The sequence below is a fragment of the Archangium primigenium genome (assembly GCF_016904885.1).
Taxonomy (GTDB): Bacteria; Myxococcota; Myxococcia; order Myxococcales; family Myxococcaceae; genus Cystobacter; species Cystobacter primigenius.
The window spans coordinates 843164-868784 of record NZ_JADWYI010000001.1; the positions used below are offsets into that span (position 1 = coordinate 843164).

The window sequence follows — 25621 nt, forward strand, 5'->3', positions numbered from 1 at the left end:
GGCATTGGCGTCTGGGATTGTCGGGCGCTGGGCCCCGGCGGGGCGCGCGGGCTGGGGCCGGACAGGGGGAGTGTTATGCCTTCAGGGCTCCCTCCGAGCGTCAAACCCCTACCCGAGGTTCCCATGCGTCGTACCTATCGCAACGCGGCGATCGCGGTGACGAGTCTGTCCGTCTTCCTGGCGTTGTGGACCGCCCGGCCTACCCAGGCCGCCGCGGAGGCGTGCACGGGCCCCAACAAGTTCCTCACCCGGACGGACACGCCCCGCTACGTCTTCACCAACAGCGGCTCCACCCGGCGCATGACCTTCACCTACAGCGAGAGCCATTGGCCCCCGGGCACCTGCCTCTCCGTCGTCCCCGCTTCCGTCCAGCAGGGCAAGTGGGCCACGGCCTATGACAGCTTCAAGCTCACCCACACCGTGCAGGCGGGCTTCATGGCCCACCCCATCACCTTCCGGCAGACCACGCTCGCGCGGGCGGGCAGCACCTCGGTGCTGTACTGGGTGAACGAGGCCGACGTCGAGGCCGTCGCGCGTTAGGCCCCGGGGGGCACGAGCCGTCCCTCGTCCCGGCAGCGCAGGAGGAAGGTGGTGAGCCCCGCCACGTCCTCCGGCGCGAAGCGGGGCAGCTCCCGGCCGAGCGGCGGTGTGCCCACCCCGGCGAGCACGTCCGGGCGCGTGAGCGCGAGCGGCGCCTCCAGGCCCTCGCGCCACACCTCCACCTTGGGCAGGGGCCCGTCCTTCCACCCCTCCACGAGCACCAGGTCCACCCGCCCCGCGAAGGGCGCGAGCACCGCGAGCAGGTGCTCGGGCGGCTCGGGCAGGGACAGCTGCACGCCCGCGGGCGTGGCATAGCCCACGAGCGCCGCGCCGCCCTCGGCGAAGCGCGCCGTGTCACTGCCCTCGCGGTGCAGCGCGTGCGCGTGCGACGAGTGCTTCACCACCCCCACCCGCAGGCCCCGCGCGCGCAATTCCGGCACCAGGCGCAGGAGCAGCGTCGTCTTCCCCGCGCCCGACCAGCCGATGAGGCTCAGCGCGGGAAGCCCGCTCACGTCTCCTCCACCGCCAGGTACTGCGGCCGGTCGAACAGCTCGAAGTCCACCGGCTCGCCCTCGGCGAAGTCCGCCTGGCCCGGCGGGAGGATGGCATGGCCCTCGGCGCCGAGGTTGCCGAGCAGCTGGCCGCCGCCCTGGGCGCGGATGCGGGCCCAGACGAGCCCGTCCGCGCGCCGCTCGAGCGTGCCGGAGATGAGGTAGGTGAGCCCCGCCTGCTTGTGCCGCCCCTCGTCGAGCCGCACCCGCACGCGTCGACGCTCCTCGCGCACGCCCTGGTGGCGCAAGAGCAGCGGCCGGGCGAACTGATCGAAGGCGACGGTGGCGGCCCCGGGGGTGCCGGGCAGCACGACGACGGCGGTGGAGCCCATCCGCCCCACGGCCACGGGCTTGCCGGGCTTGAGCGCCACGCCATCCACGAGGAAGGTGCACCCGAGCGCGCCGAGCACGCGCTTGACCCGGTCGCGGTCCCCCACGGACGCGCCGCCGGTGGTGATGAGCACGTCGGCGCGCTTGGCGAGCCGCTGGATCGTGGGCCTGAGCACGTCGTCGTCGTCGCGGGCGCGCTCGCGCGCCACCACCTGGGCGCCCGTCTCGCTCGCGAGCGCGGCGAGCAGCACGAGGTTGCTCTCGTACACCTGGTGGGGGAGGGCGGGGGTGCCGGGCGGCACGAGCTCGTCCCCGGTGGCGAGCACGGCCACGCGGGGTGGGGGCCGCACGAGCACCTCGGGGTCTCCCAGGGACGCGAGCACTCCGAGTACCCCCGCGTCGATGCGCTGGCCGGCGCGCAGCACGGAGGTGCCCTGGAGCAGATCCTCGCCCTCGGCGCGGATGTCGCGGCCGGGGGCCACGCCGACACAGACGTCCACGCAGGCGTCGGGGGCGGGCCGGGTGGCCTCCTGCCGCACGACGGCGGTGGCGCCCGGGGGCAGGGGGGCGCCGGTGAAGATGCGCGCGGCGTGGCCCGGCTGGAGCGAGCTGCGCGGCAGGTGCCCGGCGTAGATGGTGTCCGAGACGCGCAGGCGTCGGGGGGCATCGCGCGTGGCGCCGAGGGTCTCCTCGGCGATGACGGCGTACCCGTCCATGGCGGACACGGCGCAGCCGGGCAGCGAGCGCGAGGCCACGAGGGGCCCGGCGAGGAAGCGGCCCAGGGAGTCCAGCAGGGCAACGGGCTCGGGATGCGCGGGCTGGAGCGCGTCGAGGGCGAGCCGGCGGGCGGTGGCGAGCGAGGTCAGGGTCATCGGGCGGGCGGCACGTTAGCCTCTCGGGAGGACGATGTACCGGTGGAGTGAGGAGCACGGACCATGCGTGAGGGCGCGGAGTTCCAGGAGGTGACACTGGCGGTGATCGCCGGGGGGCGGGGCGTTCGCCTGGGGGGGGTGGCCAAGGGGCTCTTGGAAGTGGAGGGGCGCCCGGTGGTGGAGCGGGTGCTGGCGCTGGGGGCGCTCATGGGGGACGTGGTGTTGGTGGCGAACGTGCCGGGGCCCTACGCGCGCTTCGGGGTGCGCACGGTGGGGGACGGGGTGCCCGAGCGGGGGGCGCCGGGCGGGGTGCACGCGGCGCTGGAGGCGGCGCACACGGCGTGGGTGCTGGCGGTGGCGTGCGACATGCCCTTCGTGACCGAGGCGGCGGTGCGGGTGCTGCTCGGGGCGCGAGGCCCGGACGTGGACGCGGTGGCCTTCACGGTGGCGGGCCGGGTGGAGCCGCTCCTGGCCGTGTACCGCCAGTCCCTGGCCGCTCCGTGGGGCGAGGCGTTGCGCGCGGGCGAGCCGTCCTTGCGCGCGCTGCTCGCCCAATGCCAGACACGGCTGTTGCCCGAGGACGCGCTCCGGGCGGTGGATCCCGAATTGCGGACGGTGGTGAGCGTGAACACGCCGGAGGATCTCGTGCGCCACGGCGTCACGGTGTCTTCCGCCGCGCGGATGCCGGAGCCATAGTGGGCGGATGACTCGGACTTCGCGAAGTGCCGCGCTGCTCCTGCTGCTGACGGGCTGCGCGGGCGGGCTTTTCCGCTCCCGCGACGTGACCCCCCATCAGGGCGACTTCACCCAGGCCACGCTGGAATGGAAGACCCTCTCCTTCGACGGAGAGACCGTGAAGGGGCGGCTGCTGATCGGGTCCACGAAGGAGGCCCTGCTCGTGGACACGCGCATCATCGAGCCCATCTCCCTGGAGTTGGATGACGTCATCGCGTGCGATACGGGCAGGGCCCTGGGCTACGTGGTCATGGACGTGATGGCCCCCACGCGTCAGCCCGAGCACGTCCTGAAACTCGCCCCGGGCGCCTGGTACGGCAAGGACGTGAGCCTCTTCCTGTTCATGGACTCCCCGGGCCAGGTGCTCCCTCAGTGCTTCCGGGCGGAGCTCGTGTACCGCTCCATCGATGTCGTGAACGCGGGGCGCGTCGCTATTCGCGCGGAGCGTGACGCGGTGGCCCCATGAGTCTTCCCGCGCGCCTCGAACCGAACCCGGAGCGCTGCACCGAGGAGGACCTGCGCGCGCTCGAACAAGAGCTGGGCGCCGAACTGCCGCGTGACTACCGGGACTTCCTCGCCGCGTGCAACGGTGGCGCGGTGGAGGATGGCCATTCCCTGGAGTTCGACGCCGAGTCCGAAACGCACGACGTCGCGTGTTTCCTGGGCCTGTCCCGGGATCCCAGGCGCTACGGACTCCAGCGGCAGTACCTCACGGTCCGGGATGATTGGGACTTTCCGCCATCGCTCCTGCCGATCGCCGTCTCCGTGGGTCCCGCGAAGTACTACCTCGGCGTGGGCGGGCCCCGGCACGGCAAGGTCCTCCACCATGGCCAGGCCTGTCTGGAAAAGCGCGAGGCCGACGGCGTGCTCCAGGTGGAGGACTTCCTCGTGATCGCCGCGTCCTTCTCCGCCTTCATGGCGAGTCTGCGTTGCACCCGCCTCGACACGTGAGCGGATGCGGTTCGGGTGTGCGCGCGAGTGGGTGTCGAATTGCGCTCGGAGTCGCCTTTTTCAGGCCCAGGAAAAACAGAAACCCGGGTAAGGTACGCCCCCGCCCATGGATCGACTCAAGGACAAGGTGGCCCTCGTCACGGGGGCGGCATCGGGGATTGGCCGTGCCACGGCCCTGCTGTTCGCCCGCGAGGGCGCACGCGTCATCCTCACGGACATCGCCGGCTCGGGCGAGCAGGTCGTCCAGGAGCTGCGCGCCGCCGGCGGCCACGGCCTCTTCCTGCTGCATGACGTCACGGACGAGGTGGCCTGGAACAAGGTCATGAGCCGCATCTACGAGTCCCATGGCCGCCTGGACATCCTGGTGAACAACGCGGGCACCGCCACCTCGCGCGCCGTCACCGACCTGTCGCTCGGCGAGTGGCGCGAGCAGCTCGCCGTCAACCTGGACAGCGTCTTCCTCGGCACCAAGTACGCCGTGCGCACCATGCGCCTGGGCAAGCGCGGGGGCTCCATCGTCAACGTGTCCTCGGTGTCCGGCCTCGTGGGCAGCCCGGGCACCTGCGCCTACTCGGCCAGCAAGGGCGGCGTGCGCACGCTCAGCAAGGCCGTGGCCATGGAGTGCGCCCAGGACGGCATCCGCGTCAACTGCGTGCTGCCCGGAGGCGTGCGCACCCCCATCTGGCAGACCGCCGACTGGTGGAAGGGCTTCGTCGACAAGGTGGGCAGCGAGGACGAGGCCTGGAAGCAACTGGAGGCCTCCGCCCCCATGGGCCGCATGGGCGAGCCCGAGGACATCGCCGAGGCCATCCTCTACCTGGCCTCGGACGCCTCGCGCTACGTCACCGGCTCGGAGCTCGTCGTGGACGGCGGCTACACCGCCCGCTGAGCCCCTCGGCTTCTCAGCCCTTGCCCGGCTTGGGCGGGTGGCGCGTCCGCGCCTCCAGCACCCGGGCCATGTTCTCCTCGATCCAGTCCGCCAGCCCGCTCACGTGCTCGGCCACCTCCAGGCCCATGGGCGTGAGGCTGTAGTCCACGCGCGGCGGAATCACCGGGTACACCTCGCGCAGCACGAAGCCGTCCTGCTCCAGCGCCTGGAGCGTCTGCGCGAGCATCTTCTCGCTCACGCCGGCCACCTCGCGCCGCAGCTCGCTGAAGCGCCGCGTGCCCTCCATCAACACCACCAGCACCAGCACGCCCCAGCGGCTCGTCACGTGCTCCAACACTCCCCGCGAGGGACACAGGGGCGCGTACAGGTCACCCCGCTCCCGCCGCGCCGCGTGCTGCTTCACCGCCCGCGCCAGGGCGCCGGGCTTCTTTCTTTCCGCCATGGGAGTAGCTTACCCGAAAGTGGGTACTTACCAACAGTAGGTGACGGCGTTAGGGTGAGTGTCGAGTCCAACGCCTCACTCCCCTGTTCTTCTGGAGGTCCACGTCATGATTCTCGTCACCGGTGCCACGGGTCAGCTCGGTCGTCTCGTCGTCGAGGGGTTGCTGGAGAAGGTGCCCGCCGGGCAGGTGGCCGTCGCGGTGCGCAGCCCGGACAAGGCCTCGGCCTGGGCGGCGCGCGGCGTCCAGGTGCGCCAGGCCGACTACGGCCAGCCGGAGTCGCTCGCCGCCGCCTTCCAGGGCGTGGACAAGGTGCTGCTCATCTCGTCGAGTGAAGTGGGCCAGCGCGTCGCCCAGCACCGCGCGGTGGTGGAGGCGGCCCGGAGGGCGGGCGTGCGGCTCATCGCCTACACGAGCATCCTCCGGGCGGACACCTCGCCCCTGGCGCTCGCCGCCGAGCACAAGGCCACCGAGGGGCTCATCCGCGACTCGGGCGTGCCCTTCGTCTTCCTGCGCAACGGCTGGTACATCGAGAACTACACGGTGGGGCTCGCGCCGGCGCTCGCGCACGGGGCGCTGGTGGGCAGCGCGGGCGAGGGCCGCATCGCCGCCGCCACGCGCGCGGACTACGCCGCCGCCGCCATTCAGGTGCTCACCACGCCGGGCCACGAGAACACGGTCTACGAGCTGGGGGGGGACTCGCCCTTCTCCCTGTCGGAGTTCGCCGCCGAGGTGGCGCGGCAGACGGGCAAGCCCCTCGTGTACCAGGACCTGCCCGCCGAGCAGTACGAGCGGGTGCTCGTGGGGGCCGGTGTGCCCGAGGGCTTCGCGCGCATCCTCGTGGACTCGAGCGTCCAGTCCTCGCGGGACGCGCTGAACGATGGCTCGCACACGCTCAGCCACCTCATCGGCCGGCCCACCACGCCGCTCGCCGCGGCGCTGGGCGCCACGCTCGAGCGCTGAGGCGTCAGGGGTGCGTGGCCTTCATCGGAGGCGGGTAGGAGCGGGTGTTGAGCCACGTGCCCTTGCCGCGCTTGACCGACTGCTCCTTGCGCACGTGGGTGCAGACGTCACCGCCTCCGAAGTCCATCGCGCCCGGCACGAAGCGCTTGGGGCACTCATCGAGGATGGCCTGGATCGGCTCGCCCTTGCGCGTACGCGCCAGACACGTGGCGCCGTCGGGCGACCACGAACTCTCGAAGGTGGCCTTGGCGGGGGAAAAGTCGGGGCTCTCCCGCGTCTCGCGCTGGACCACGCCCGTGCTGTCGTACAGGTCGACAACGTTGTCGTTCCACGTGTGCGAGCGGCCCGTTCCGCAGTAGTCCGCCCGCGCCATGCGCGTGCAGGCCTGGTGCAGGTCCACGTGCTCCGCGTTCCAGGGCTTGTAGCCCCACTGCGCGCACTTGGCGATGGCGCCCTGCTCGCACGCGAAGGTGAAGGCCTTGGCGTTCTCCTGCCGCGCGCCGGTGGCGTCCCACACGCCGCGCACCGCGAGGGCCCACGAGGCCTGGCTCTGGCCGCCGGGCACGCACGGGTTGGTCCACTCCGCGCTGCCCTTCACCCGCAGCTCGAGTCGATACCGCGTCGCGCCTCCGGAGCCCTGGGCGTCGCAGACGGCGACCTCCACGGGCTTTCCATCGCTGGACGCGCCGTCCAGCACGGTGAGGGGCGCGAGGGCGGGGACTTCATGGTCGTTCGGGAAGCGCAGGCGCCGGGGTTGCTCGTCGACCGTCCGTGCACCGTCCAGCTTCACGGACGCGAGCACGGTGCTCATGGGCTGGGTGGCGGCGAGCTGCGTGCTGCCCCACAGCAGGGTGCCCTGGGGCCAGTGGGAGCGCGTCGGGCTCCTGTCCTGGCAGGGGAGCGAGTCTTTCGCCGCCGCCTCGCTCAAGGTGGACGTGAATGAAAGGGCACAGCCAACCAGAATCCAAGCGCTACGCATCGAGGGCCTCTCCGGGACTTGAGACAGCGAGCGCGTTGAGGGTTCAACGAGCGCTCTTCCCGTAAGAGCGGCGGTATCCGCCGCCTATGCATCAGGGCCCGGTGCGCGGGGTGGAGCGTGGGGTGCCACACAGGCGCACGCCCATCAGGGGGTAGGCCTGGCTGGGATTGCTGTATTGCCGGCTGGCGATGTGGGTCGCTTCGGTCCCGTAGTACCAGGCCCCGCCCAGCAAGACGTCCCCGTCGGCTCCCAGATCCCGGGTCCAGGCCCGCGTGGTTTCGTAGGCGTTGCCGCTCATGTCCCTCACGCCGAACGGACTGGTGGAGGCCGGATGCAGGCCCACTTCGTCGGGACCGAAGGCTCCCGGGGTCCGGTCGTACGTGGCGTCGATGTTGGCGTCGTCGACATGGAAGCGATTGCCATGCGGGTAGCGGCGGGGGTCGGCGCCTCGGGCAGCGCGCGTCCATTCCAGCTCGCCGCACAGGCGCGCGCCGGGCAGCCGGCCCGTGCTGTCCAGCCACTTCAGATACCCCACGTCCGTGGAGTCTGGCTCCAGACCCCGATGGAGGGTATCCGAGGAGATCCCCGCGAGTGGGAGGCGGCGCCAGCGCTGGATGGCGTGGTAGTCCCGCGGGCGGTACCCCGAGGTCTCGAACCATGGGCCCCCGGGGACGCGCAGCGGCGAGGGCGGCGTCGGCGTCTCCCAGGGCGCGGGTCGCTCGGGGGGCGCGAACGGGACGAGCCCCGCCGCGAGGGCCCAGGCGCGCTTCTGCATGTCGGCGCGAACGGGGTTCGCGAGGAGGCCCCGCGCGTCCGACACGAGCAGCTGTCCCTCCCACCGGAAGGTGAATCGCCAGCCGCCCCGAGGGTCGGGATCCAGGGTGAAGCCATCGTTGCCGGCATCCGGGATCGTCGCGAACAGCGCGCGATCGGGATGGCTGGGGGGTTGGGCCTCGAGGTAATCCACCCAGTCGCCGAAGGTCACCTCATCGCGTTGGATGTAATAGCCTTGCGTCAGGCAGTGCTCGTGCAAGGGCGCGCTCTTCATGAACACGCGGATGTCCTCCGCCTCCGCGCCGCCGATGAAGAAGCAGCCGGGGGGAATGTAGACAAGGCCCTCGGGGGGTCGCGCGGGCAGTGTCTGGTCGAGCCGCGTGTCCTCGTCGCGCTTGAGCAGGACGGGATAGTCCAACGTCTCGGACCCTGGGTGGGTGATGCGCAAGTGGTAGGCGCCCGGAGGCAAGGGCACGGCGTGCAAGGGGGTCACCCCCGTGTGCGCGGGGCTGGCGGCGAGCGCCATGCGGCCCTCGGCATCCGTGACGTAACGCAGCACCTCCACCCGGGCGCCCGAGGGGTGGGTGGTGAGGTGGAGCCGGGCGGGTCGGGTCAGCCACCCCCGCCAGGTCGCATCCGAGGCCGAGAGCCGCTCGAAGCGCTGGCGGACCGCGTCGTGGGGTTGATGGAAGTCCTCGGAGAGGACGATGCGCTCGGCGAGAAGCACGAGACGCTGTCGTCGCGCCTCGGCGTGTCCCGGGACGCGCTCCAGCGCGACATCCAGCGCGAAGAGGGCTTCATCCAGGGCGTCCGCGGACCGTTGATACCGCGCGAGGGTGTCTGTCCAACGTCGCTCCGCCAGGCGCCGCCGGTCCATGTCGCTCAGGTCGTGGGCGGCGTCCGGGGGCTGGGCGTCGAACTCCCGCAGGGTCTGTTGCCGCGCCAGGCGGGGGGCCTCGTCCTGGAGCGTGGCCAGCGCCGCTCGCGTCGTCTCCTGGGACAGCCGCTGGACGTCCCACCACTCCGACAGCCGCCACCCGCCATAGAGCGCGGCGAGTCCCACCACCCCGAGCACGCCCCCGAGCACCCGCGCGCGCCGCCGCCGCGACAGGGCCCGCCGGGAGGCGAGCAGGAAGTGTCGCTCGGGCTCGGCCAGGCGCGAGGGCTCCAGCGCGCGGACCTCGTCGAGCTGGCGGCCCCGCCACAGCGTGTCCCGCGCGTGATCCATGCGCCGCCACTCGGCGCTCGCCAGCTCCAGCCGGTGCACGAGCGCGCGCCGACCCGCGTCCTCGTCCAGCCAGTCGCGCAGCGTCCGCCACCGCTCGATGAGGGACTCGTGGGCGAGGCCATAGTGCGCGCCCTCGGGGCGGGTGCGCGTGTGCAAGAGGCGCCCCTGCACGAGCGCGTGCAGGGCGGCCGGGGCGTCGGGGTCCGCGCCGAGCACTTCCATCTCGCCGCGCTCGCGGCGGGTGCCCTCGGGCGTCACGAGCCGCACGAGCAACTGGCGCGCCTGCGCATGCTGCCCGGGCGTGAGGCGGGCGAGCACCTCGTCGCCATGGCGGGACAGCGCGCCGGCCACGCCGCCCAGCGCGTCGAGGTCCGCCTGGCGCAAGAGGCCTCGCTCGGCGTCCCGTCGCGCCCACAGCTCGGCCAGGGTGAACTGGAGCAGGGGCAGGCCGCCGCTGTCCTTCGTCGCCTCCTCGACGAGTCGCCGCACCAGGTCCTCGGACTCGAAGTCCACGCCCCGGGCGCGCGCGGGCGCGACCACGGCCCGCTCCATCTGCTCGCGCCGCAGGGGCCGCAAGAGGTAGAGCGCGGACTCCACGGCCTCGCCCAGGCCCGGCAGCGCGCCCAGGCGGGTGAGGAAGTCGCCGCGCACCGTGAGCAGCACCCGCACGCCCTGGCCCGGCAGGCTCAACGCGCCGAGCAGCCGCGCCACGGCCACCGCCTCGGTCGGCTCGGCCAGGGTGAGCAGCTCCTCGAGCTGATCCACGAAGAGCAGGAGGCCCGCGCCGCGCAGGTGCCCCTCGCGCAGTCGCCGACCGAGCTGCTCGGGCGTGTGCGCGAGCACGGTGTCGAGCTCCGCCTCCGTGCGGTCGAGCACGGGCGCCAGCGCGGCGGCGAGCGCCGCCCGGGGTCGCCGGCCGGGGGTCAGCGTGACGCAGGTGTACATCCGCGCGCCCAGCTCCAGGTCGCCCTGGGCCACCCGGGGCACGAGGCCCGCGCGGCACAGCGAGGACTTGCCCACGCCCGAGTCCCCGGCGACGAGCACCAGGGTCTGGTAGCGCAGGCGCTCGAGCACGCGGTCCACGTCGTCCTCGCGGCCGAAGAAGCTCGCGCGGTGCTCGGCCTCGAAGGGGGCCAGGCCCCGGTAGGGGTTGCCCGGATGGCGCTCGGGGGCGGGCGCGTCGAGCCGCTCCAGCTCGCGCAGCAGGGCCTCGGCCGAGCCGAAGCGCTCCTGGGGCTGCTCGCGCAGACAGCGCTCGATGAGGGTGGCGAAGCCCGGCGCGAGGTCGGGCACGTGCTCGGGAAGGGCGCGCGAGGCCGGGGCGTCCGGGCGCAGGAGGAGCTCCTCGAGGATGAGCCCCACGGCGTACACGTCACTGCGGGGCGTGGCCGAGCGGAAGCCCAGGACCTCGGGGGCCATGTAGCGCCGGGTCCCGGCGAGGCTCCGCTTGCCGGCGGCGCGCGCGAAGGTGACCGGATCGAGCAGCTCCGCCAGGCCGAAGTCGATGAGCTTCACCTCGCCCGCGTCGGTGAGCAGGACGTTGGAGGGCTTGAGGTCGCGGTGCAGGACGCCGTGCTGGTGCGCGGCGGTGAGGCCCCGGACGAGCTGCACGCCCAGGCTCAGCACGCGCCGCCAGTGCAGGGGCCGCTCCAGCTCCGCGAACGTGCGACCCTGGATGTATTCCGAGACGAGGTAGGGATGGCCCTCGACCTCGCCCTGGCTGAAGAGCGTGACGACGTTGGGGTGGTGCATGCGCGCGATGGCCCGGGCCTCGGTGGTGAAGCGCGCGCGTGCGTCCCCGTCCGGCCGGGCGATGGCGATGAACTTCACCGCCACCCGGCGATCCAACGCCACGTCCCGGGCCCGGTACACCACGCCCATGGCCCCACGACCCAGGAGCTGCTCCAGACGCAGCCCACCGAATTCCGGAGGAGGCGTCCACGTCTCCGGACTGTCCAGGCCGACCAACTCCCACGGGTCCTGCGCACTCCCGCCCACCACGGCGGCGAGCAGTCCACGACATGAGACACATTGCTCGGCATGAAGGTGCAAGGCCGTGCGTTCAGCGTCGGAAAGCTGTCCGTCCACCAGCGCGGTGAGCAGGTCGTCGGTGAGGTGGGGGCTGGATGAAATGGCTTGGCTCATGACTGGGGGTATGATTTTCCCGTCACAACGGTACGGGTCGGGACATGACTGTCCATCTTGGGAGAGGCCGGCCCGGAAGGATTCATGCGGAGGCTCGACCCAGGAAGGTTGTCGAGCGTGTCGAGCGATGACGAGAGGGCAAGGGAGATCCTTCGGGCGGCCTGGGAGCTCGCGCGTCAACAGTGGCCCGAGATAAAACTTTCCTTCGAGGAGTACGAGGCCTGTGTTCGCGAGAAGCATCGCGGCAAGCCGCTGACACCCGAGCTGCTCGGGTCCCTGGACCTGCGAGCCCTGTTCCTCACTTGCGCGTGGTGTAGGACGGGCGATGCCACCGCGCTCAAGGTGTTGGAGGAGGTGTACCTCGCCCGCGTGCCGGAACAGCTCCGGCACTTGAACCTCTCGGACGAGCAACGCGCGGAACTCCTTCAGCGCTTGCGCGTCCATCTGCTGATGGGAACGCCTCCCCGGCTGTGCATGTACAAGGGGGAGGGCTCGTTGACGAGCTGGTTGTATGTCATCGCCGTGCGCATGGCGTACAAGATCCTCGAGACGGGGCGCGAGTTGCCCGACGATGTCTTGGAGATCCTCGCGGCGCGGCCGGCCCCCGGTCCGTCTCCGGAGCAGGCGCTCATCCGGGAGAAGTTCCGGCCGGAGTTCCTCAAGGCCCTGCGCGAGGTCTTCGACGCCCTGCCCGCCGAGGACCGGCTGCTCTTGCGGCTGAGCTTCGAGCGGGGCATGAGCACACCCGCGCTGGCCAAGGTGTTCGGCAAGCACCAGACGACCGTCTGGCGCGCCCTGCAGCGGGTCTACGGTGAGGTCTTCGAGCAGGTCAAGGCGCTGCTCCAGCGGCGTCTGGGGTTGAGCTCCGACAGCTTCGAGAGCCTGCTGCTGTCCCTGCGCAGCCAGATGGACATGCGCCTGAGTCAGGTGTTGCGCGGGCCCCGGTATCGCAAGCCCTGCTCGCGGAGTCCGCCGCGACTCACGCTCAGGCTCCGGCGCAAACACGCGCCCTGGTACCTGCCCAAGAAGAAGAAAAAGAAGAAGAAGAACTAGCTCAGTTGCGGCCCCACTGCCTGGGCTCGCCGAAGCGGTAGAAGCCGCTGGCCTCTTCCTCGGCGAGCGTCTGGGCCTCGTCGGCGAAGTAGCGCGCGCGCAGCTCACCCAGGCGCGCCTCCAGGTCCGCGCCCGTGTGCTGGACGGACAGGGCCGCGCGCTCGGCCATGTACTGCTCGCCCAGCGCCCAGCGCGCGTCGCGCCGCGTGTCCAGCTCCTTCCAGCGCGCGAGCGCCTCCTCGTCCAGGCCCATGCCCTGGCGCACCGTGCGCAGGTGCTCGGCGCGCTGCTCGGGCGTCATCGCCCCCAGCTCGCGCTGCACCGAGCCCAGCTCCAGGAAGCGGTCCATCAGCTCCTGCTGGTGCGCTTGCAGGTAGCCCGGCGCCTCGTCCCCGAAGGTCTGCGCCAGGCTCTGCTTGTAGCGCTCCAGGCGCCCGGGCACGCCCTCCTGGGGCAGGGCGTCGATGATGGACAGGGCGTTGGTCACCGACTCGTTGCGCAGCTCGGCGGCCCAGATGCGGCGCGCCGTCTCCTCGCCGAACAGCTGGTGGCGCTGCTCCCACACCGCCTGGCGGCGCTCGGCCACGGGCCGCTCGCGCAGCGCCTGCTGGTGCGTCTCCATCCACTGGCCATAGGCCACGCGCTGGCGCAGCCGCAGGGCCAGCTCCTCGTACAGCTCGGGGAAGGCCTGCCGCACGAGCGCGAGCAATGGCTCCTCCCAGCCCGTGGGGTAGCGCTGCTGGAAGTGGCGCATGAGCTGCTCGAGCATGCGCATCTGCACGTGAGGGTCATTCAGGCGCGCCCCGTAGCGCGTGCGCAGCGCCTCCACCAGGGCCTCGCCGGTGGGCAGGGCCTCGGCCGCGTCCGGCGCCAGGGGCGCGCGCGTGCGGGGCGCGGCGGCGGCGGCCGGGGACGGGGCGGTCGGCGCGGAGGAGGTGGCGGGGGGCCCCAGGCGCTCGCTCATCGGGCGGGAGACGAGCACGGCGGCGCCCGCGAGCAGCAGGGCGAGGGCCAGCAGCAGGGGCGCCTTGGGACGGTTCATGGAGCCCGAGGCTACTCCTGGAGAGGCCCCGCGCGCGATGGGGGGGGGCCTCTCCAGGAGAGCGAGCGAGCGGCCTTAGTTGAAGCCGCTGATGTACTGGAAGATGGCGGCGTAGAACTCGGGCTCGTCGAAGGTGTCCGGGCCCACGCCCACCACGTCCACGTGGTCCTGGTTGATGACGCTCGAGCCGGAGGTCATCTGCAGGGAGGACGGGTTGTTGATGTCGGCGAGGTAGGGGATGGCCTTGTCGTCCACCACCGAGTCGAAGACGAAGGCGTTGTTGGTGTACTTGAGCCGGAAGCCCATCTGCTGCGAGTTGATGCCGACCAGGCCGTCGTCGTCGTCCTCGTCCGCGTTGCCGTTGCCCTTGCCGGCGGCGCCGTCGTTGTCGCAGTCGTCCACGCAGTAGCCGTTGCCGTCGATGTCGTAGAAGTACTTCTTGACGAGGTAGAGGGCGGGATTGACGCTCGCGCCGCGCTGGGCGGTGAGCAGCGAGGCGTAGCGCGAGGCGTAGCGCGCATCGATGGGGTTGTTGAGGTTGAAGGCCTTGGCGCCGGTGGTGATGCCGTCCGTGGCGCTGTAGTCGTTGTAGACGAGCTGCTTGGCGGCCGCGTAGCCGTCATTGCCCGCGCCGTAGACGATGTTGCCGTAGTACTCGGCCAGGGCGGCGATGACGTTGGTGACGCCGGGCTTCAGGTCCAGGATGTACTTGGCCACGGGCGAGCCGCGGTGGGGCGAGGACACGCTCACCAGCACGGACACGACGGTGTAGCCCTTGCGCTGGTAGAGCACCTTGGCCGCCTTGCGCGCGTCCAGGCCGCCCTGCGAGTGGCCGATGAGGTTGACGCGCGTGGCGCCCACGCTGGCCATGTAGCCCTCGATGGCGTTGGCGAGCGCCAGGCCCCGCGCCTCGGAGTTCTGCATGGGCTGCACGGCGGCGGCGAACGACTGCTGGTTGTAGTCGAGGTCGTCGTTGCACGTCCAAGCGGACTTGCACGTGGTGCCGACGAACATGCCGTAGTCGTCGCCCCAATAGTTGTAGCCGAGCAGGTCGTCGAAGCCGCCCAGGCCGTGGGCGAACACGACGGGGTACTTCGTCTTGGAGGCTCCCGCCTGGGCCGGGGTGCCGAGACCGAGCACGCACAGCGCGAGCAGCAGGGGGGTGAGGATCTTCTTCATGCGGACAGCTCCTTGGGGTGGGCCCTGGAAGACCCCCGCGCGGCGCGGAGGTCCCCATGGGCCGGGGCGGGCGTGACGGGCGGCTCGTGACGGTGGGGAGGGGGACGCCGGGTCGGAAGACGCCCTGGAGGGCCCCGTTCAGCAATTCCCACGCCAGACTTCCCGCGTCGGCCCCGCCAGGACGACGCGTCGCGTCACCTGTGGGCGGGTGGAGCATGGATGCTCCACCCGGCGCGTCCAAGAAGCGGAGACGGTACGAAAACCAGGGGGTTAGGCCCCCCGGGGGGTGTCCTGAGTCAGGACAGGGGGTGTCCGAGGCGCGGACACCGGCTCAGGGCCGGTACTCCCAGTGCCAGGGCTCGGAGGGCACGGTGCGCTTGAAGCCGTACTCGGCGCCGTGGGCGGCCAGCCACTTGTAGGTGGAGGTGCCGGTGCCGCCAACGTTGATGTCCACGGCGATGCCGCCCTGGTGGTTGGAGTAGCCGGGCTTGGCGGCGAGGTTGCCGGTGCCGTTGAGGTACTTGCGGTAGAGCTCCTGCTGCTCGGCCATGGAGCGAAAGCCGCTGTTGACGTGCAGGTTGATGCCGGCGCGGGCCGCCGCGGCGTGCATGCGGTTGAAGGCGGCCGCCGCGTCCGAGCGCATCTCCTTGCCGTTGGGCACCTTGGACAGGTTGATCTGCCGCGGCACGCCGTTGACGTAGCCGGTGACGGTGCGGCCGCCGCCCGCGGGGGGCGTGGGGGTGGTGCCCGAGCCGCCGCCCACCTTGATGCCCAGCTTGTCCCACGTCTTGGGGCCGACGACGCCGTCGGCGGTGAGGCCGTGGGACTTCTGGAAGGCCTTCACCGCGGCCTCGGTCTTGGGGCCGAAGGAGCCGTCGGCGGCGCCCACGTTGTGGCCGAGCTGGTTGAGGCGGTTCTGCAGCGCGCGGACGGCCTCGCCCGTGGCGCCCTTCTTGAGCGTGGGGCCGGAGCCGCCCGAGGAGGCGCCCGCGGCGTTGAGGGCGCTCCACGTCTTGGGGCCGACGACGCCGTCGGCGGCGAGGCCGCGCGCCTTCTGGAAGGCCTTCACCGCGGCGGTCGTCTTGGGCCCGAAGGCCCCGTCCACCGCGCCGGGGTTGAAGCCGGCCGCCTTGAGCTTGTTCTGCAGCGTGGTGACCGAGGCGCCCTTGGCGCCCTCGCGCAGCGTGGGGGGCGCGGCGGTCGCCAGGGTGCGAAGGGCGGTGGTGGGGGCGCTGCGAGCGATGGCGACCATGGGGGCGGACTCACTTTCGTCTGAGAACCAACTGGCCCTATTCTCGAAAGCCGCGAAAAGAAGTTGCCGGGGGGGCTTGTTTTTCCGGCGAGGGGGAGAAAGGGGCTGGACGCGTGGGAGGGTGCCTGTACGCTGGAGGTCCTTGGGGTCGGGTTTCCGGGAGGGGAACGTGGGCAAGGGCAAGAGACAGGAGCTGCTGGCGGGGGAGGCCTTCCTGCGTCAGGACGAGGGGGTGGAGGCGGCGCCCCGGCTGGGGCTGGTGACGTGCGGGGAGGACCTGGCGCGGCTGCTCGACGGCGCCATGGCGTGCAACTTCTCGCACGAGGAGCCGACGGCGGACGCGGACGCGGCGGAGGAGAACGCACTGGTGGCGCGCTTCTTGCGAGACTGCCTGGAGTTCTGCGACGTGCCGGGCCTGCCCGAGTCGCTGCGCGAGGAGATGGAGGCCTACTTCGGGCAGAAGCTGGACGCGCTCTGGCGCAAGGACTGGCTGGTGTTCGGCGCGGCGGAGGAGGCCGTGCTGGAGCCCGGCGACGAGCCGCTCACGGGCCGCGCGGTGACGCTGTGCCTGGCGCGCGCGGACAGCCCGTCGGTGGAGATGGACGCGCGGCTGCGCCGCTCGCTGGAATACTTCAAGGAGGCCATCTCCCGGGTGACGCACCCGTCGCCGGACGAGGACGACGGGGACTCGGGCCTCGGCTCCGGCGGCCTGCTGCACTAGGCGGTGCGGTTGTCCGGCGCGCCGTCGGACGGAGGCCGGGCCACGGGGGCCTCCTCCATCGGGTGCTCGAGCAGCTGCGTGATGTGGGGCTTGCCGTGCAGGCGCGAGAGGGACAGCGCCGTGGCGCCCCGGACGTCCTGGCGCAGGGGCTGGGCGTGGGCGAGCAGGAGCACGCGCACGCTGTCCTCGTCTCCCCGCAGGGCCGCGAGCATCAGCGGCGTGGTGCCCTCGCCGCTGGCCGCGTCCACGGGGGCGCCCGCGTCGACGAGCTGCTGCACGAGCAGCGCGTGCCGCCGGTCCGCCGCGTAGTGCAGGGGCGTCCAGCCCACGTCGCGCCGGTTCTCGAAGGGCAGGAAGGTGGTGCTGAGCGCGCGCACGCTGGCGCCCCGCCGCAGCAGCTCGTCCGCCAGCGCCGAGTGGCCCCCGAGCACCGCGCACGTCAGCGGCGTCTTGCCCTCCTCGCCGCCGTACTCCAGCGCCGCGCCCCCCTCGTCCAGGAGCCACGTGGCCACCACCCGCTGCCCCGCGCCCACCGCGTGCCGCAGGGCCTCGCCCCGCTCGGCCGCGTCCGCCATGGGCAACAGGGGGCGCGCCGCCTCGAGGTGGCCCCGCTCCGCCGCCAGCACCAGCGCCGTGGCGCCCCGCGTGTCCCGCACCGACGGCGAGGCCCCCTGCAGGAGCAGCAGCTTCACCACCTCCACCGCGCCGTTCCAGGCCGCCCACATGAGCGGCGTCATCCCCTGGGCATCACCTCTTCCCAGGGCGCGCGGCTCGCGCTTGAGCAGCGCTTCCACCACGGACACGTCTCCCAGGCGCACTGCGTCAATCAGGTTGGCCACGATGTATCCCATCCGGGGGGAAGGGTTGAGTCCTTCCTACATTGCCATGAATCCGCGTATTCCGGGATTAAAACGTCAAACGGGAAGGACGGGTTTGTCTAATGCCGGGACGGGGTGCTGGCGTCCCAGTGGCCCTGGTAGCGGCGCTCCAGGGCCTGGAAGTAGCCCTCCTGCTCCCAGAGGACGGCGGCGAGCTCCTCCGCGAGCGAGGCCCGCGCGCTCGCGTCATCCGGGGCGGCCGGGGCCTTGCCGCCGGGGCTCTCGAGGACCCGCGAGAGGGCCTGGATCACCAGCCGGCTGCCCGCGAGGAGCCGACGCAGGGCCTGGTTCACCGGGCGCGCGTCCACCTCCTGGCAGGTGGCGAGGATGGCGGCGTGCACGCGCCGCGCGGCGTCCGGGGTGGCGAGGGTCTCCGGCGTCAGGTCCCCCCGGGCGAGCGCGTGGCGCAAGAGGTGGCCGTGGTGCAGGCTCACGGAGGCCATGTCCACGCAGTCCTTCACCCACAGGGCGGTGAGCACGCGGCGGTAGCCCTTGCGCGCGATCAGCCGCACCGGCATCAGCGCCACCTTGGCGAGGAATTGCTGCACGCGGCTGCCCTGGCGCGGGTGGCGGCCGGCGAGCGTGGCCACCGTGTCCGGTGGGGCCGTCAGGGCACGCTCGTCGAGCAGGTCGCGCACCAGGGCCTCGCGCACCCGGCGCAGCGCGTAGTCGTCCAGGAAGGGCACGGGGATGAGCGGCGTGAGGCCCGCGCTCACCGCGAAGGGGGCCACGCGCTGCAGGGACTCGAGAAGCGAAGCGGAGGCGGAAGCGGACTCGGGCGGGGGCGTCATGTCACCTCGGGGCCCCAGGAGAGCACGGCCCGGGGCGCCCCGCGAATCCGCTCACGTCCCGGGCGGCTTGTCCCCCGGCTGCGGGCCGCCGGAAGTGCCCAGCGCCCGACACACGGTGAGGTACTGCCGCAGCGCCTCCAGGGCGAGCGGGTCGAGCAGCAGGGCGCGCTCGTAGGCCTCGCGCGCCGCCTCCAGCCGCCCCGCGCGCTGGTGGGCCTCGGCCCGGGCGAGGTGGGCGCGCAGCGAGACCTGGGTGTGGGGGTGGCGCGCGAGGAAGTCGCGCCGCAGCTCCTCCAACTGCGAGAGCGTGAGCCCCGCGGACAGGCAGCGCACCACGCCCTGGAAGTTGCCCCGCTCGGCGTCGTACGCGGCCCGGTGGCGCGGGTGGCCCAGCGTGTCCGCCGCCTTGCGCACCCGCTCCAGCACCGCGTCCACCCGGGCGCGCAGCACCGGGGAGATGGGCCGCTCGAGCAGCCGCTCCAGGGCCCCGTGCGCCCGGCGCGCGCGCAGCCGCAGCTCCTCGCAGCCGGTGTCCTCGGTCAGCGCCAGCACCGTGTACAGGTCCTCCGTGCCCCGCTCCCGGTAGGGCGCCAGCACCCGCTCCACCTCGGCCTCCGCCGCCGGGTCGATGGGCGGCACGAGCGTGTCCAGCGACTGGCCGAGCAACAGGTGCGCCACCGCCGCCTTGAAGGAAATGGACGGGGAGACGAGCTGCACGCCGAAGCCGGGCGCCATGCTCCAGGCGCGCGCCTCGTCCGGCCGCACGTGCCGCACCACCTCGCACTCGCACGCGAGCTCCCCGTCCGGATGATCCAACGCCACCGTCACCCGCGAGAGCAGCGGCGGCAGGCCCTGTTCGGTGCACAGGAAGAGCCCCGCGCGCGTGAGCTCCGAGCAGTTGAGCCACTCGCAGGCCATGCCCGGCTCGGCGCGCGCCACCCGCACCCGCAGGGCCAGCGCCGGCCGCAGCACGAAGGTGCTCAGGGGCGGCGGGGTGCGCGCCGGGCCCGCCGCGGCCAGGCCCTGGGCGAGCGCCACCTGCAGGGCCCCGCGCAGCGTGGACGCGCTCGGGTAGCGGTTGTCCGGGTCCTTCGCCAGCGCCCGGAGGATGACGTGGGAGAGCGCCGCGGGCACGTCGGGCCGCACGCGGCTCGGGCTCTCCGGCGTGCGCGACTGGTGCGCGAGCAGGAGCGCCGTGAGCGACTTCTCCTCGAAGGGCAGCCGCCCGGTGACGAGCCGGTAGGCGATGACGCCCAGCGCGTACAGGTCCGAGCGCCCATCCACCGCCTCGCCCCGGGACTGCTCGGGCGACATGTAGTCCGCCGAGCCGATGATGGTGCCCTCGGCCGTGTCCGTGCCGCGCTCCTCGGCGTCCAAGAGCTTGGCGATGCCGAAGTCGAGCACCTTCACGAACGCCGGGCCCTGGCCGCGCCGCACCAGGAAGAGGTTCTCCGGCTTCAAGTCCCGGTGGACGATGCCCCGCGCGTGCGTGGCCTCCAGCGCGTCACACACCTGGGTGAGCAGGGCGATGGCCACCTCGGGGTGCACCGGGCCCCGCGCGAGCAGCGCCGACAGGGGCTCGCCCTCCAGGTACTCCATCACGAGATAGGGCCGGGGCGGCTCGGGGTGGATGTCGATGACGTTGACGATGTTCTCGTGGCCGATGAGGTTCACCGCGCGCGCCTCGGTGTGGAAGCGGCGCAGCACCTGGGGGGACGTGGCCAGGCGGGGGTGGAGCACCTTGATGGCCACCCGGCTGCCGATGCCCACGTGCTCGCCCAGGTACACCGTCCCCATGCCGCCCTGGTCCAGCTTGCGGGTGAGGCGGAAGCTGCCCAGGCACGAGCCCAGCAGGGTGTCCGGAACATCGGTCCGTCGCGGCGCGGAATTGGGAGCGGGCATGGGCATGTGGCGGACGGTGTCGGGGCGGACGTGGGAGGTCCCGGGGAACGTGCCCCCCCGGCACATCCCCCCGCGCTGAAGGATCATCTTCCATGACCCGGCCGTGTGGGCACAGGTCCGCCGGCACACGGGGTTCACTGCTGGGCCCGCGCGCTGCCGACTGGCGGACACTCCGCCCCCGGCCGGGCCGGGGATGTTGGGGGCTTAGCGCACCACCGGCAGGGGAAAGCGCAGCGGCCGTCCGTCCGACGCGTGCGTCTGGCCCGGCACGACTTCCGCCGCGCCCAGGCCCTGGCGCTGGCCCTGGAAGGTGGCCTGCGCGTCGCGCGACGAGGCCTTGCCCGCGTGGAACAGGGCGAAGCGCGTGAGCAGCGCCCCCGCCGTGCCGAGCACCGCCGCCACGCGCTCGGTCGTCTCGCGCCGCCGGCCCGGCCACAGGCCCACCCCGAGCGCCGCCGCCGTGCACACCCGCGCCGCCGTCCACAGCGCCCCCGTCCAGCCCTCGCGCAGGGGCCGCGCCACCTCGGCCACGCGCCCGGCGTCCCGCGCCACCGCGCGCTCGGCGAGCAGCGCCGCCCCGAGCCCCACCGCGCTGAACACCCGCAGCACCCGCCGCTCCTCGGGGCGATGGGGGAGCAGCCGCAGGAGGCTGCCCGCGCCCGCCACCGACGAGGCCATGAAGAGCAGGGGCAGGGACTTGTGCACCGCCTGCCACAGGGGCACCGCCGTGTTGGTGATGAGCACCGCCGTGTACCCGGCCAGCGGCATGCCGAGCAGCCCGCCGCCCACCGCCGCCACGTCCCCCACGTCCCCCACGCGCCCGAGCGCTCCCGTCCGCCCCGAGAGCAGCGCCGCGAGCCCGTTGAAGGCCCCCGAGCCGGAGAGGATCCACGTGCCCAGGCTCATGGGCGAGGTGGGCCGGAAGACGCGCAGCATGTACAGGAAGCGCTCGGGGCGGCCCAGGTCGTGGATGAGCAGCCCCGCGCTCACCAGGTCCCCCGCGGCGCCCACCCACCGGCAGCGGTGCCCGAGGGCCCGGAGCTTCTCGCCGCCCGCGAGCTCCGCCGCCACGCCGAGCACGCTCGCCGCGCCCGCCGTCCCGCCCACGTAGAAGTAGAGCGGCACGCTCCAGATCCACACCGGCGCCTTGAGCACGGGCTGGCCGTAGTAGCTCGGCGCGTCCGGGGACGCCGCGCCCGACTGGGTGGGCCGCGTGTGCACCCGGGCCTCGGGCGTGTCCGGCAGCTCCCGGGGCTTCACCCGCTGCTGGGCGCCCTCGCCCTCGAGCGTGCCCAAGAGGGGGTTGATGTCACGCCCATCCCGCCGCTTCATGACCGGCCCTCCCGCCCGAGCAGCACCGCGCCGAGCGCCACCACCGCCATGCCCAGCGCGCCCCAGCCCGCGGCCTTCCACGACTCGCGGCCCTTGATCGTCGGCACCACGGGGTCGGGCGGCAGGTTGTAGACCTCGGGCTTGTCCACGAGCAGGAAGAAGGCGTTGAGCCCGCCCGTGCCCGGCTGGGCCTCCGCGTCCGCGCCGTAGAGGTACGCCGCCTCCCAGCCCTTCTCGTGCAGGGCCTTCACCCGCAGCTGGGCCCGGTCGCGCAATTCGTCCACGTCCCCGTACTGGATGGAGGCCGTGGGGCAGGCCTTGGCGCACGCGGGCGTCATGTCCTCGCCCAGCCGGTCGTAGCAGAGCGTGCACTTCCACGCCCGTCCGTCGTCCTCGCGCCGATCGATGACGCCGAAGGGACACGCCGTCACGCAGTAGCCACAGCCGTTGCACACGTCCGGCTGCACGTACACGGTGTCGAACTCGGTGCGGATGATGGCCCCGGTGGGACAGGCCTCCAGGCACCCGGCGCGCTGGCAGTGCTTGCACACGTCCGAGCTCATCAGCCACGAGAAGTCGAGCAGCCCCACGGTCTGCCCCGGCAGCGGCACCGGCCGCTCCACGAAGGCCACGTGCCGCCAGGTGGAGGCCCCCAGGTGCCCCGTGTTGTCATAGGACATGCCCGTGAGCTGGAAGCCGTCCTCGGGCAGTTGGTTCCACTGCTTGCAGGCCACCTCGCAGGCCTTGCACCCGATGCACAGCGTGGTGTCGGTGAAGAAGCCCTTCTGTCCCATGGCGCGTCACTCCTCCTGCTGGGGTTGGGCCGTGGGCGGCCCCACGCCTTCCTTGTCCCGCGGCTCCTCCAACACGCCCGGAGGCAGCGCGGGCGGCGTCCACCCGAACGCCGCGCGCCGGCCCCGGCTGCGCCGCCCCGGGAGGATGCCGCACGTGAGCACCTTGGACTCCTGGATGGAGACGTTCGGGTCGGCCGTGAAGGCCGTGAGATCGTTCACCGTCTCGCCCGTCACCCGCCCCGTGTAGCTCCAGTGGTAGGGCATGCCCACCTGGTGCACCTGGCGTCCGTCCACCTGGAGTGGCCGGAAGCGCTCCGTCACCAGCACCCGGCACTCCACCTCGCCGCGCGCCGTCGTCACCGTGCACCAGCCGCCGTTCTCCAGCTCCACCTCGGCCGCCAGCTCCGGCGACACCTCGACGAACAACTCCGGCTGCAGCTCGCTGAGCCACACGAGCGAGCGCGACATGCCGCCCGCCGTGTGGTGCTCGGTGAGCCGGTAGGTGGTGAGCACGTAGGGATAGCGGGGATCCGCCCACGCCCGGTGCGCCGGGTTGTCGCGGCGCCGGTAGTCGTAGCGCGCCGGGTTGCACTGCTGCCCGTAGAGGGCGTTGGGCACCGGCGACTCCAGCGGCTCGTAGTGCGTGGGCAGGGGCCCGTCCACCATGCCGCTCGGCGCGAAGAGCCACCCCTTGCCGTCCGCCTGCATGAGGAACGGATCCGTCCCCGCGAGCGTGTCCACGCCCCACGTGTCCTTGTCCGGGACATACGAGGGCGGGCGATCCGCGATGAAGTCGGGCACGTCCTCGCCCGTCCAGCGCCCCTGGTGCGCGTCCCACCAGACGTACTTCTTGCGCTCGCTCCAGGGCCGCCCCTCGGGGTCCGCCGAGGCCCGGTTGTAGAGCAGCCGCCGGTTGGCGGGCCACGCCCAGCCCCACTCGGGCGCCACCCACGTCTGCTCCCGCCCCGGCTTGCGGCGCGCCGCCTGGTTCACCCCGTCCGCGTACACGCCCGAGTAGATCCAACAGCCGCACGTCGTGCTCCCGTCGTCGGCGAGCTCGGAGAAGCCCTTCACCGGCGCGCCATCCGCCACCCGCTGGCCGCTGATCTCCCGCAGCACCGCCTCGGCGTCCGGCTCCCCGTCCTTGAGCGGGTAGTCCCAGGTGAGGGCCCGCAGCGCCTCATCCTTCTCCTCGGGGGAGTCCGCGTAGAGCGCCTTGAGCCGCACGCCCAGGTCATGGATGAAGTGCAGGTCGCTGCGGCACTCCCCGAGCGGCTCCACCGCCTTGTGGCGCCACTGCACCAGGCGCTGGGTGTTGGTGTACGAGCCCTCCTTCTCCGTGTGCGCCGCGCACGGGAAGAAGAACACCTCGGTTTGAATGTCCTCGGGGCGCACGTCGCCGCGCACCACCTCGGGGGCGGTGCGCCAGAACTCGGCCGTCTCGGTGAGCGCCAGGTCCCCCACCACGAGCCACTCGAGCTTCTGCAGCCCCTTGCGCTGGAGCGCGCCATTCATGGAACCCACCGCGGGGTTCTCGCCGAGCACGAAGTAGCCGCGCACCTTGCCGTCGGCCATGTCCGCCACGGTCGTCATGTGCGAGTGATCCCCCGTGAGCTTGGGCAACCAGTGGAAGCCATAGTCGTTGGCCTTCGTGGCGGCCTCGCCGTAGTACGCCTTGAGCAGCGAGACGATGTACTTGGGGAAGTTGCTCCACCAGCCGCTGTCCGCCTGGTTGTTGTGCACGTACTGCGCGAAGCGCTGGGCGTCGGGCGCGTGCGGCATGGGGATGTAGCCGGGCAGCAGGTTGTAGAGCGTGGGGATGTCGCTCGAGCCCTGGATGGTGGCGTGGCCGCGCAGGGCCATGATGCCGCCGCCGGGCCGCCCCATGTTGCCGAGCAAGAGCTGGATGATGGCCGCGGTGCGGATGTACTGCACTCCCACCGAGTGCTGCGTCCAGCCCACCGCGTAGGCGAACGCGCTCGTGCGCTCGCGGCCCGAGTTGTCACACAGCGTCCGCGCCACCTGGAGGAACAGGGGCTCGGGCACCCCGCAGATGCGCGCGACCACGGCTGGCGTGTAGCGCGCGAAGTGCCGCTTGAGCACCTGGAAGACACAGCGCGGATGCTTCAGCGTCGGGTCGCGCTTCACCTCGGTGATGTGCGGGCCGCGCGGCTTGCCGTCACTCCCGGCGCCCGGCTCGGCGAAGATCTCCTTGTGGCCCGCGGCGGGCACCACGCCGTCCAGGCCCTCGTACTGCCACGTGTGGGGCGTGTAGCGGCCCTTCTCCGGGTCATAGCCGCTGAAGAGCCCGTCCAGCTCCTCCGTGTCCTGGTAGTCCTCGCCCACGAGCGTGGACGCGTTGGTGTAGTGCACCACGTAGTCGTGGAAGTAGCGCTCCTGCTCCAGGATGTAGTGGACCAGGCCCCCGAGGAACGCGATGTCCGTGCCCACGCGGATGGGCACATGCACGTCCGCCACCGCGCTCGTGCGGCTGTAGCGCGGATCCACGTGGATGACCTGGGCGCCCCGCGCCTTGGCCTCCATCACCCACTGGAAACCCACCGGGTGACACTCCGCCATGTTGCTGCCCTGGATGATGATGCAGTCGGAGTTCGCCAGGTCTTGCTGGAAGTTGGTGGCACCGCCTCGACCGAACGTGATCCCCAGACCGGGGATCGTGGAGGAGTGTCATATTCGAGCCTGGTTCTCCACCTGGACGATGCCGAGGCCCGCCGTGAACAGCTTCTTGAGGAGGTAGTTCTCCTCGTTGTCCAGGGTGGCGCCGCCCAGGTGCGCGATGCCGAGCGTGCGATTGACCACCTCGCCCGCGTCCGTCCTGGCCTGCCACGTGGCGTCGCGCGTCTTCTTCACGCGCTCGGCCACCATGTCCATGGCCTTGTGCAGGGGGATGCGCTCCCACGCCGCCGCGCCCGGACGCCGGTAGAGCACGTGGTGCTCGCGGTGCGTGCCGGTGACGAGCTGGAAGCTGGCGCTGCCCTTGGGACACAGCCGACCGCGCGAGATGGGCGAGTCCTCGTCGCCCTCGATGTCGAGGATCTTCCCGTCCTTCACGTACACGCGCTGGCCACAGCCCACCGCGCAGTAGGGACAGATGGACTGGACGACCTTGTCCGCCCGGGCGGTGCGCGGCGCGAGCGTCTCGCTGCGCTCGGTCATCGCCGTGTGGCCGAGTCCCAGCGCGTCCCGGTGGCGCAACTGCCGCAAGAGGGGCCAGCGAGACAGCCGCTTGAAGATACCCATGGGTGCGCTCCTCCCGGGA

At 72.3% G+C, this 25621-nt stretch carries 22 protein-coding genes; 8 read left to right on the top strand and 14 right to left on the bottom strand.

Annotated features, from left to right (window positions below):
- Window positions 1–123: 123 nt before the first annotated feature.
- Window positions 124–540, top strand: coding sequence for a hypothetical protein (locus I3V78_RS03610; RefSeq protein ID WP_204484918.1), 417 nt, complete (start codon window positions 124–126; stop codon window positions 538–540).
- On the opposite strand, the gene mobB is transcribed toward I3V78_RS03610, so the two are convergent.
- Window positions 537–1052, bottom strand: a complete 516-nt coding sequence (gene mobB / locus I3V78_RS03615; RefSeq protein WP_204484919.1) for a molybdopterin-guanine dinucleotide biosynthesis protein B — start codon at window positions 1050–1052, stop codon at window positions 537–539. The genes I3V78_RS03610 and mobB overlap by 4 nt on opposite strands.
- Window positions 1049–2293 carry a molybdopterin molybdotransferase MoeA gene (locus I3V78_RS03620; protein WP_204484920.1) on the bottom strand — a complete coding sequence of 415 codons (1245 nt, stop codon included), beginning with the start codon at window positions 2291–2293 and terminating at the stop codon, window positions 1049–1051. The genes mobB and I3V78_RS03620 overlap by 4 nt, the downstream gene beginning before the upstream one ends.
- 63 nt (window positions 2294–2356) lie before the next feature.
- On the opposite strand from I3V78_RS03620, the gene mobA reads away from it, so the two are divergent.
- The 4 genes from mobA (at window position 2357) to I3V78_RS03640 (ending at window position 4868) form a co-directional block, all read left to right on the top strand.
- Complete coding sequence (mobA, locus tag I3V78_RS03625) at window positions 2357–2989, top strand: molybdenum cofactor guanylyltransferase (RefSeq protein ID WP_204484921.1); 633 nt, start codon at window positions 2357–2359, stop codon at window positions 2987–2989.
- A gap of 7 nt (window positions 2990–2996) precedes the next feature.
- A complete protein-coding gene (locus I3V78_RS03630; RefSeq protein WP_204484922.1) occupies window positions 2997–3494 on the top strand; it encodes a hypothetical protein in 498 nt (165 codons plus the stop codon).
- Window positions 3491–3979 carry an SMI1/KNR4 family protein gene (locus tag I3V78_RS03635; RefSeq protein WP_204484923.1) on the top strand — a complete coding sequence of 163 codons (489 nt, stop codon included), beginning with the start codon at window positions 3491–3493 and terminating at the stop codon, window positions 3977–3979. Before I3V78_RS03630 ends, I3V78_RS03635 begins: the two co-directional genes overlap by 4 nt.
- 106 nt (window positions 3980–4085) lie before the next feature.
- Entirely contained in the window at window positions 4086–4868 is a 783-nt protein-coding gene (locus I3V78_RS03640; protein WP_204484924.1) for an SDR family NAD(P)-dependent oxidoreductase, read from the top strand.
- A 13-nt stretch (window positions 4869–4881) separates the two neighbouring features.
- Here I3V78_RS03640 and I3V78_RS03645 read toward each other — a convergent pair whose 3' ends face one another.
- Window positions 4882–5310 carry a winged helix-turn-helix transcriptional regulator gene (locus tag I3V78_RS03645; RefSeq protein ID WP_204484925.1) on the bottom strand — a complete coding sequence of 143 codons (429 nt, stop codon included), beginning with the start codon at window positions 5308–5310 and terminating at the stop codon, window positions 4882–4884.
- Between the two features lie 106 nt (window positions 5311–5416).
- Here I3V78_RS03645 and I3V78_RS03650 point away from each other — a divergent pair, with 106 nt between their 5' ends.
- Complete coding sequence (locus I3V78_RS03650) at window positions 5417–6271, top strand: SDR family oxidoreductase (RefSeq protein ID WP_204484926.1); 855 nt, start codon at window positions 5417–5419, stop codon at window positions 6269–6271.
- Window positions 6272–6275: 4 nt separating this feature from the next.
- Here I3V78_RS03650 and I3V78_RS03655 read toward each other — a convergent pair whose 3' ends face one another.
- Window positions 6276–7199: an ADYC domain-containing protein gene (locus I3V78_RS03655; RefSeq protein WP_204484927.1), complete on the bottom strand. Its 924-nt coding sequence runs from the start codon at window positions 7197–7199 to the stop codon at window positions 6276–6278.
- Window positions 7200–7341: 142 nt separating this feature from the next.
- Window positions 7342–11397, bottom strand: coding sequence for a bifunctional serine/threonine-protein kinase/formylglycine-generating enzyme family protein (locus tag I3V78_RS03660; protein WP_204484928.1), 4056 nt, complete (start codon window positions 11395–11397; stop codon window positions 7342–7344).
- A 117-nt stretch (window positions 11398–11514) separates the two neighbouring features.
- Between I3V78_RS03660 and I3V78_RS03665 the strand changes: the two genes are divergently transcribed.
- Complete coding sequence (locus tag I3V78_RS03665; RefSeq protein WP_204484929.1) at window positions 11515–12450, top strand: sigma-70 family RNA polymerase sigma factor; 936 nt, start codon at window positions 11515–11517, stop codon at window positions 12448–12450.
- Between the two features lies 1 nt (window position 12451).
- Here I3V78_RS03665 and I3V78_RS03670 read toward each other — a convergent pair whose 3' ends face one another.
- The 3 genes from I3V78_RS03670 to I3V78_RS39810 form a co-directional block, all read right to left on the bottom strand.
- Window positions 12452–13492, bottom strand: a complete 1041-nt coding sequence (locus I3V78_RS03670; RefSeq protein ID WP_204484930.1) for a hypothetical protein — start codon at window positions 13490–13492, stop codon at window positions 12452–12454.
- Window positions 13493–13567: 75 nt separating this feature from the next.
- On the bottom strand, window positions 13568–14671 hold the full coding sequence (locus I3V78_RS03675) for an esterase/lipase family protein (protein ID WP_204484931.1): 1104 nt from the start codon (window positions 14669–14671) through the stop codon (window positions 13568–13570).
- A 331-nt stretch (window positions 14672–15002) separates the two neighbouring features.
- The gene (locus I3V78_RS39810) at window positions 15003–15923 is read right to left on the bottom strand and encodes a peptidoglycan-binding protein (protein WP_204484932.1); all 921 of its coding nucleotides are present in this window, start codon (window positions 15921–15923) and stop codon (window positions 15003–15005) included.
- Window positions 15924–16092: 169 nt separating this feature from the next.
- Between I3V78_RS39810 and I3V78_RS03685 the strand changes: the two genes are divergently transcribed.
- Complete coding sequence (locus I3V78_RS03685; RefSeq protein WP_204484933.1) at window positions 16093–16644, top strand: hypothetical protein; 552 nt, start codon at window positions 16093–16095, stop codon at window positions 16642–16644.
- Here I3V78_RS03685 and I3V78_RS03690 read toward each other — a convergent pair.
- The 6 genes from I3V78_RS03690 to fdh form a co-directional block, all read right to left on the bottom strand.
- Entirely contained in the window at window positions 16641–17483 is an 843-nt protein-coding gene (locus tag I3V78_RS03690) for an ankyrin repeat domain-containing protein (RefSeq protein ID WP_204484934.1), read from the bottom strand. The two genes, I3V78_RS03685 and I3V78_RS03690, sit on opposite strands and share 4 nt — an antisense overlap.
- A gap of 98 nt (window positions 17484–17581) precedes the next feature.
- A complete protein-coding gene (locus tag I3V78_RS03695) occupies window positions 17582–18313 on the bottom strand; it encodes a hypothetical protein (protein ID WP_204484935.1) in 732 nt (243 codons plus the stop codon).
- Window positions 18314–18364: 51 nt separating this feature from the next.
- Window positions 18365–20215 (bottom strand): protein kinase domain-containing protein, encoded by a 1851-nt coding sequence (locus I3V78_RS03700; RefSeq protein ID WP_204484936.1) that lies wholly within the window; start codon window positions 20213–20215, stop codon window positions 18365–18367.
- 204 nt (window positions 20216–20419) lie between these two features.
- A complete protein-coding gene (gene nrfD / locus I3V78_RS03705; RefSeq protein WP_204484937.1) occupies window positions 20420–21547 on the bottom strand; it encodes an NrfD/PsrC family molybdoenzyme membrane anchor subunit in 1128 nt (375 codons plus the stop codon).
- A complete protein-coding gene (locus tag I3V78_RS03710; protein WP_204484938.1) occupies window positions 21544–22341 on the bottom strand; it encodes a 4Fe-4S dicluster domain-containing protein in 798 nt (265 codons plus the stop codon). The genes nrfD and I3V78_RS03710 overlap by 4 nt, the downstream gene beginning before the upstream one ends.
- 6 nt (window positions 22342–22347) lie before the next feature.
- Window positions 22348–25602, bottom strand: coding sequence for a formate dehydrogenase (gene fdh / locus I3V78_RS03715; protein WP_204484939.1), 3255 nt, complete (start codon window positions 25600–25602; stop codon window positions 22348–22350).
- Between the last annotated feature and the right edge of the window lie 19 nt (window positions 25603–25621).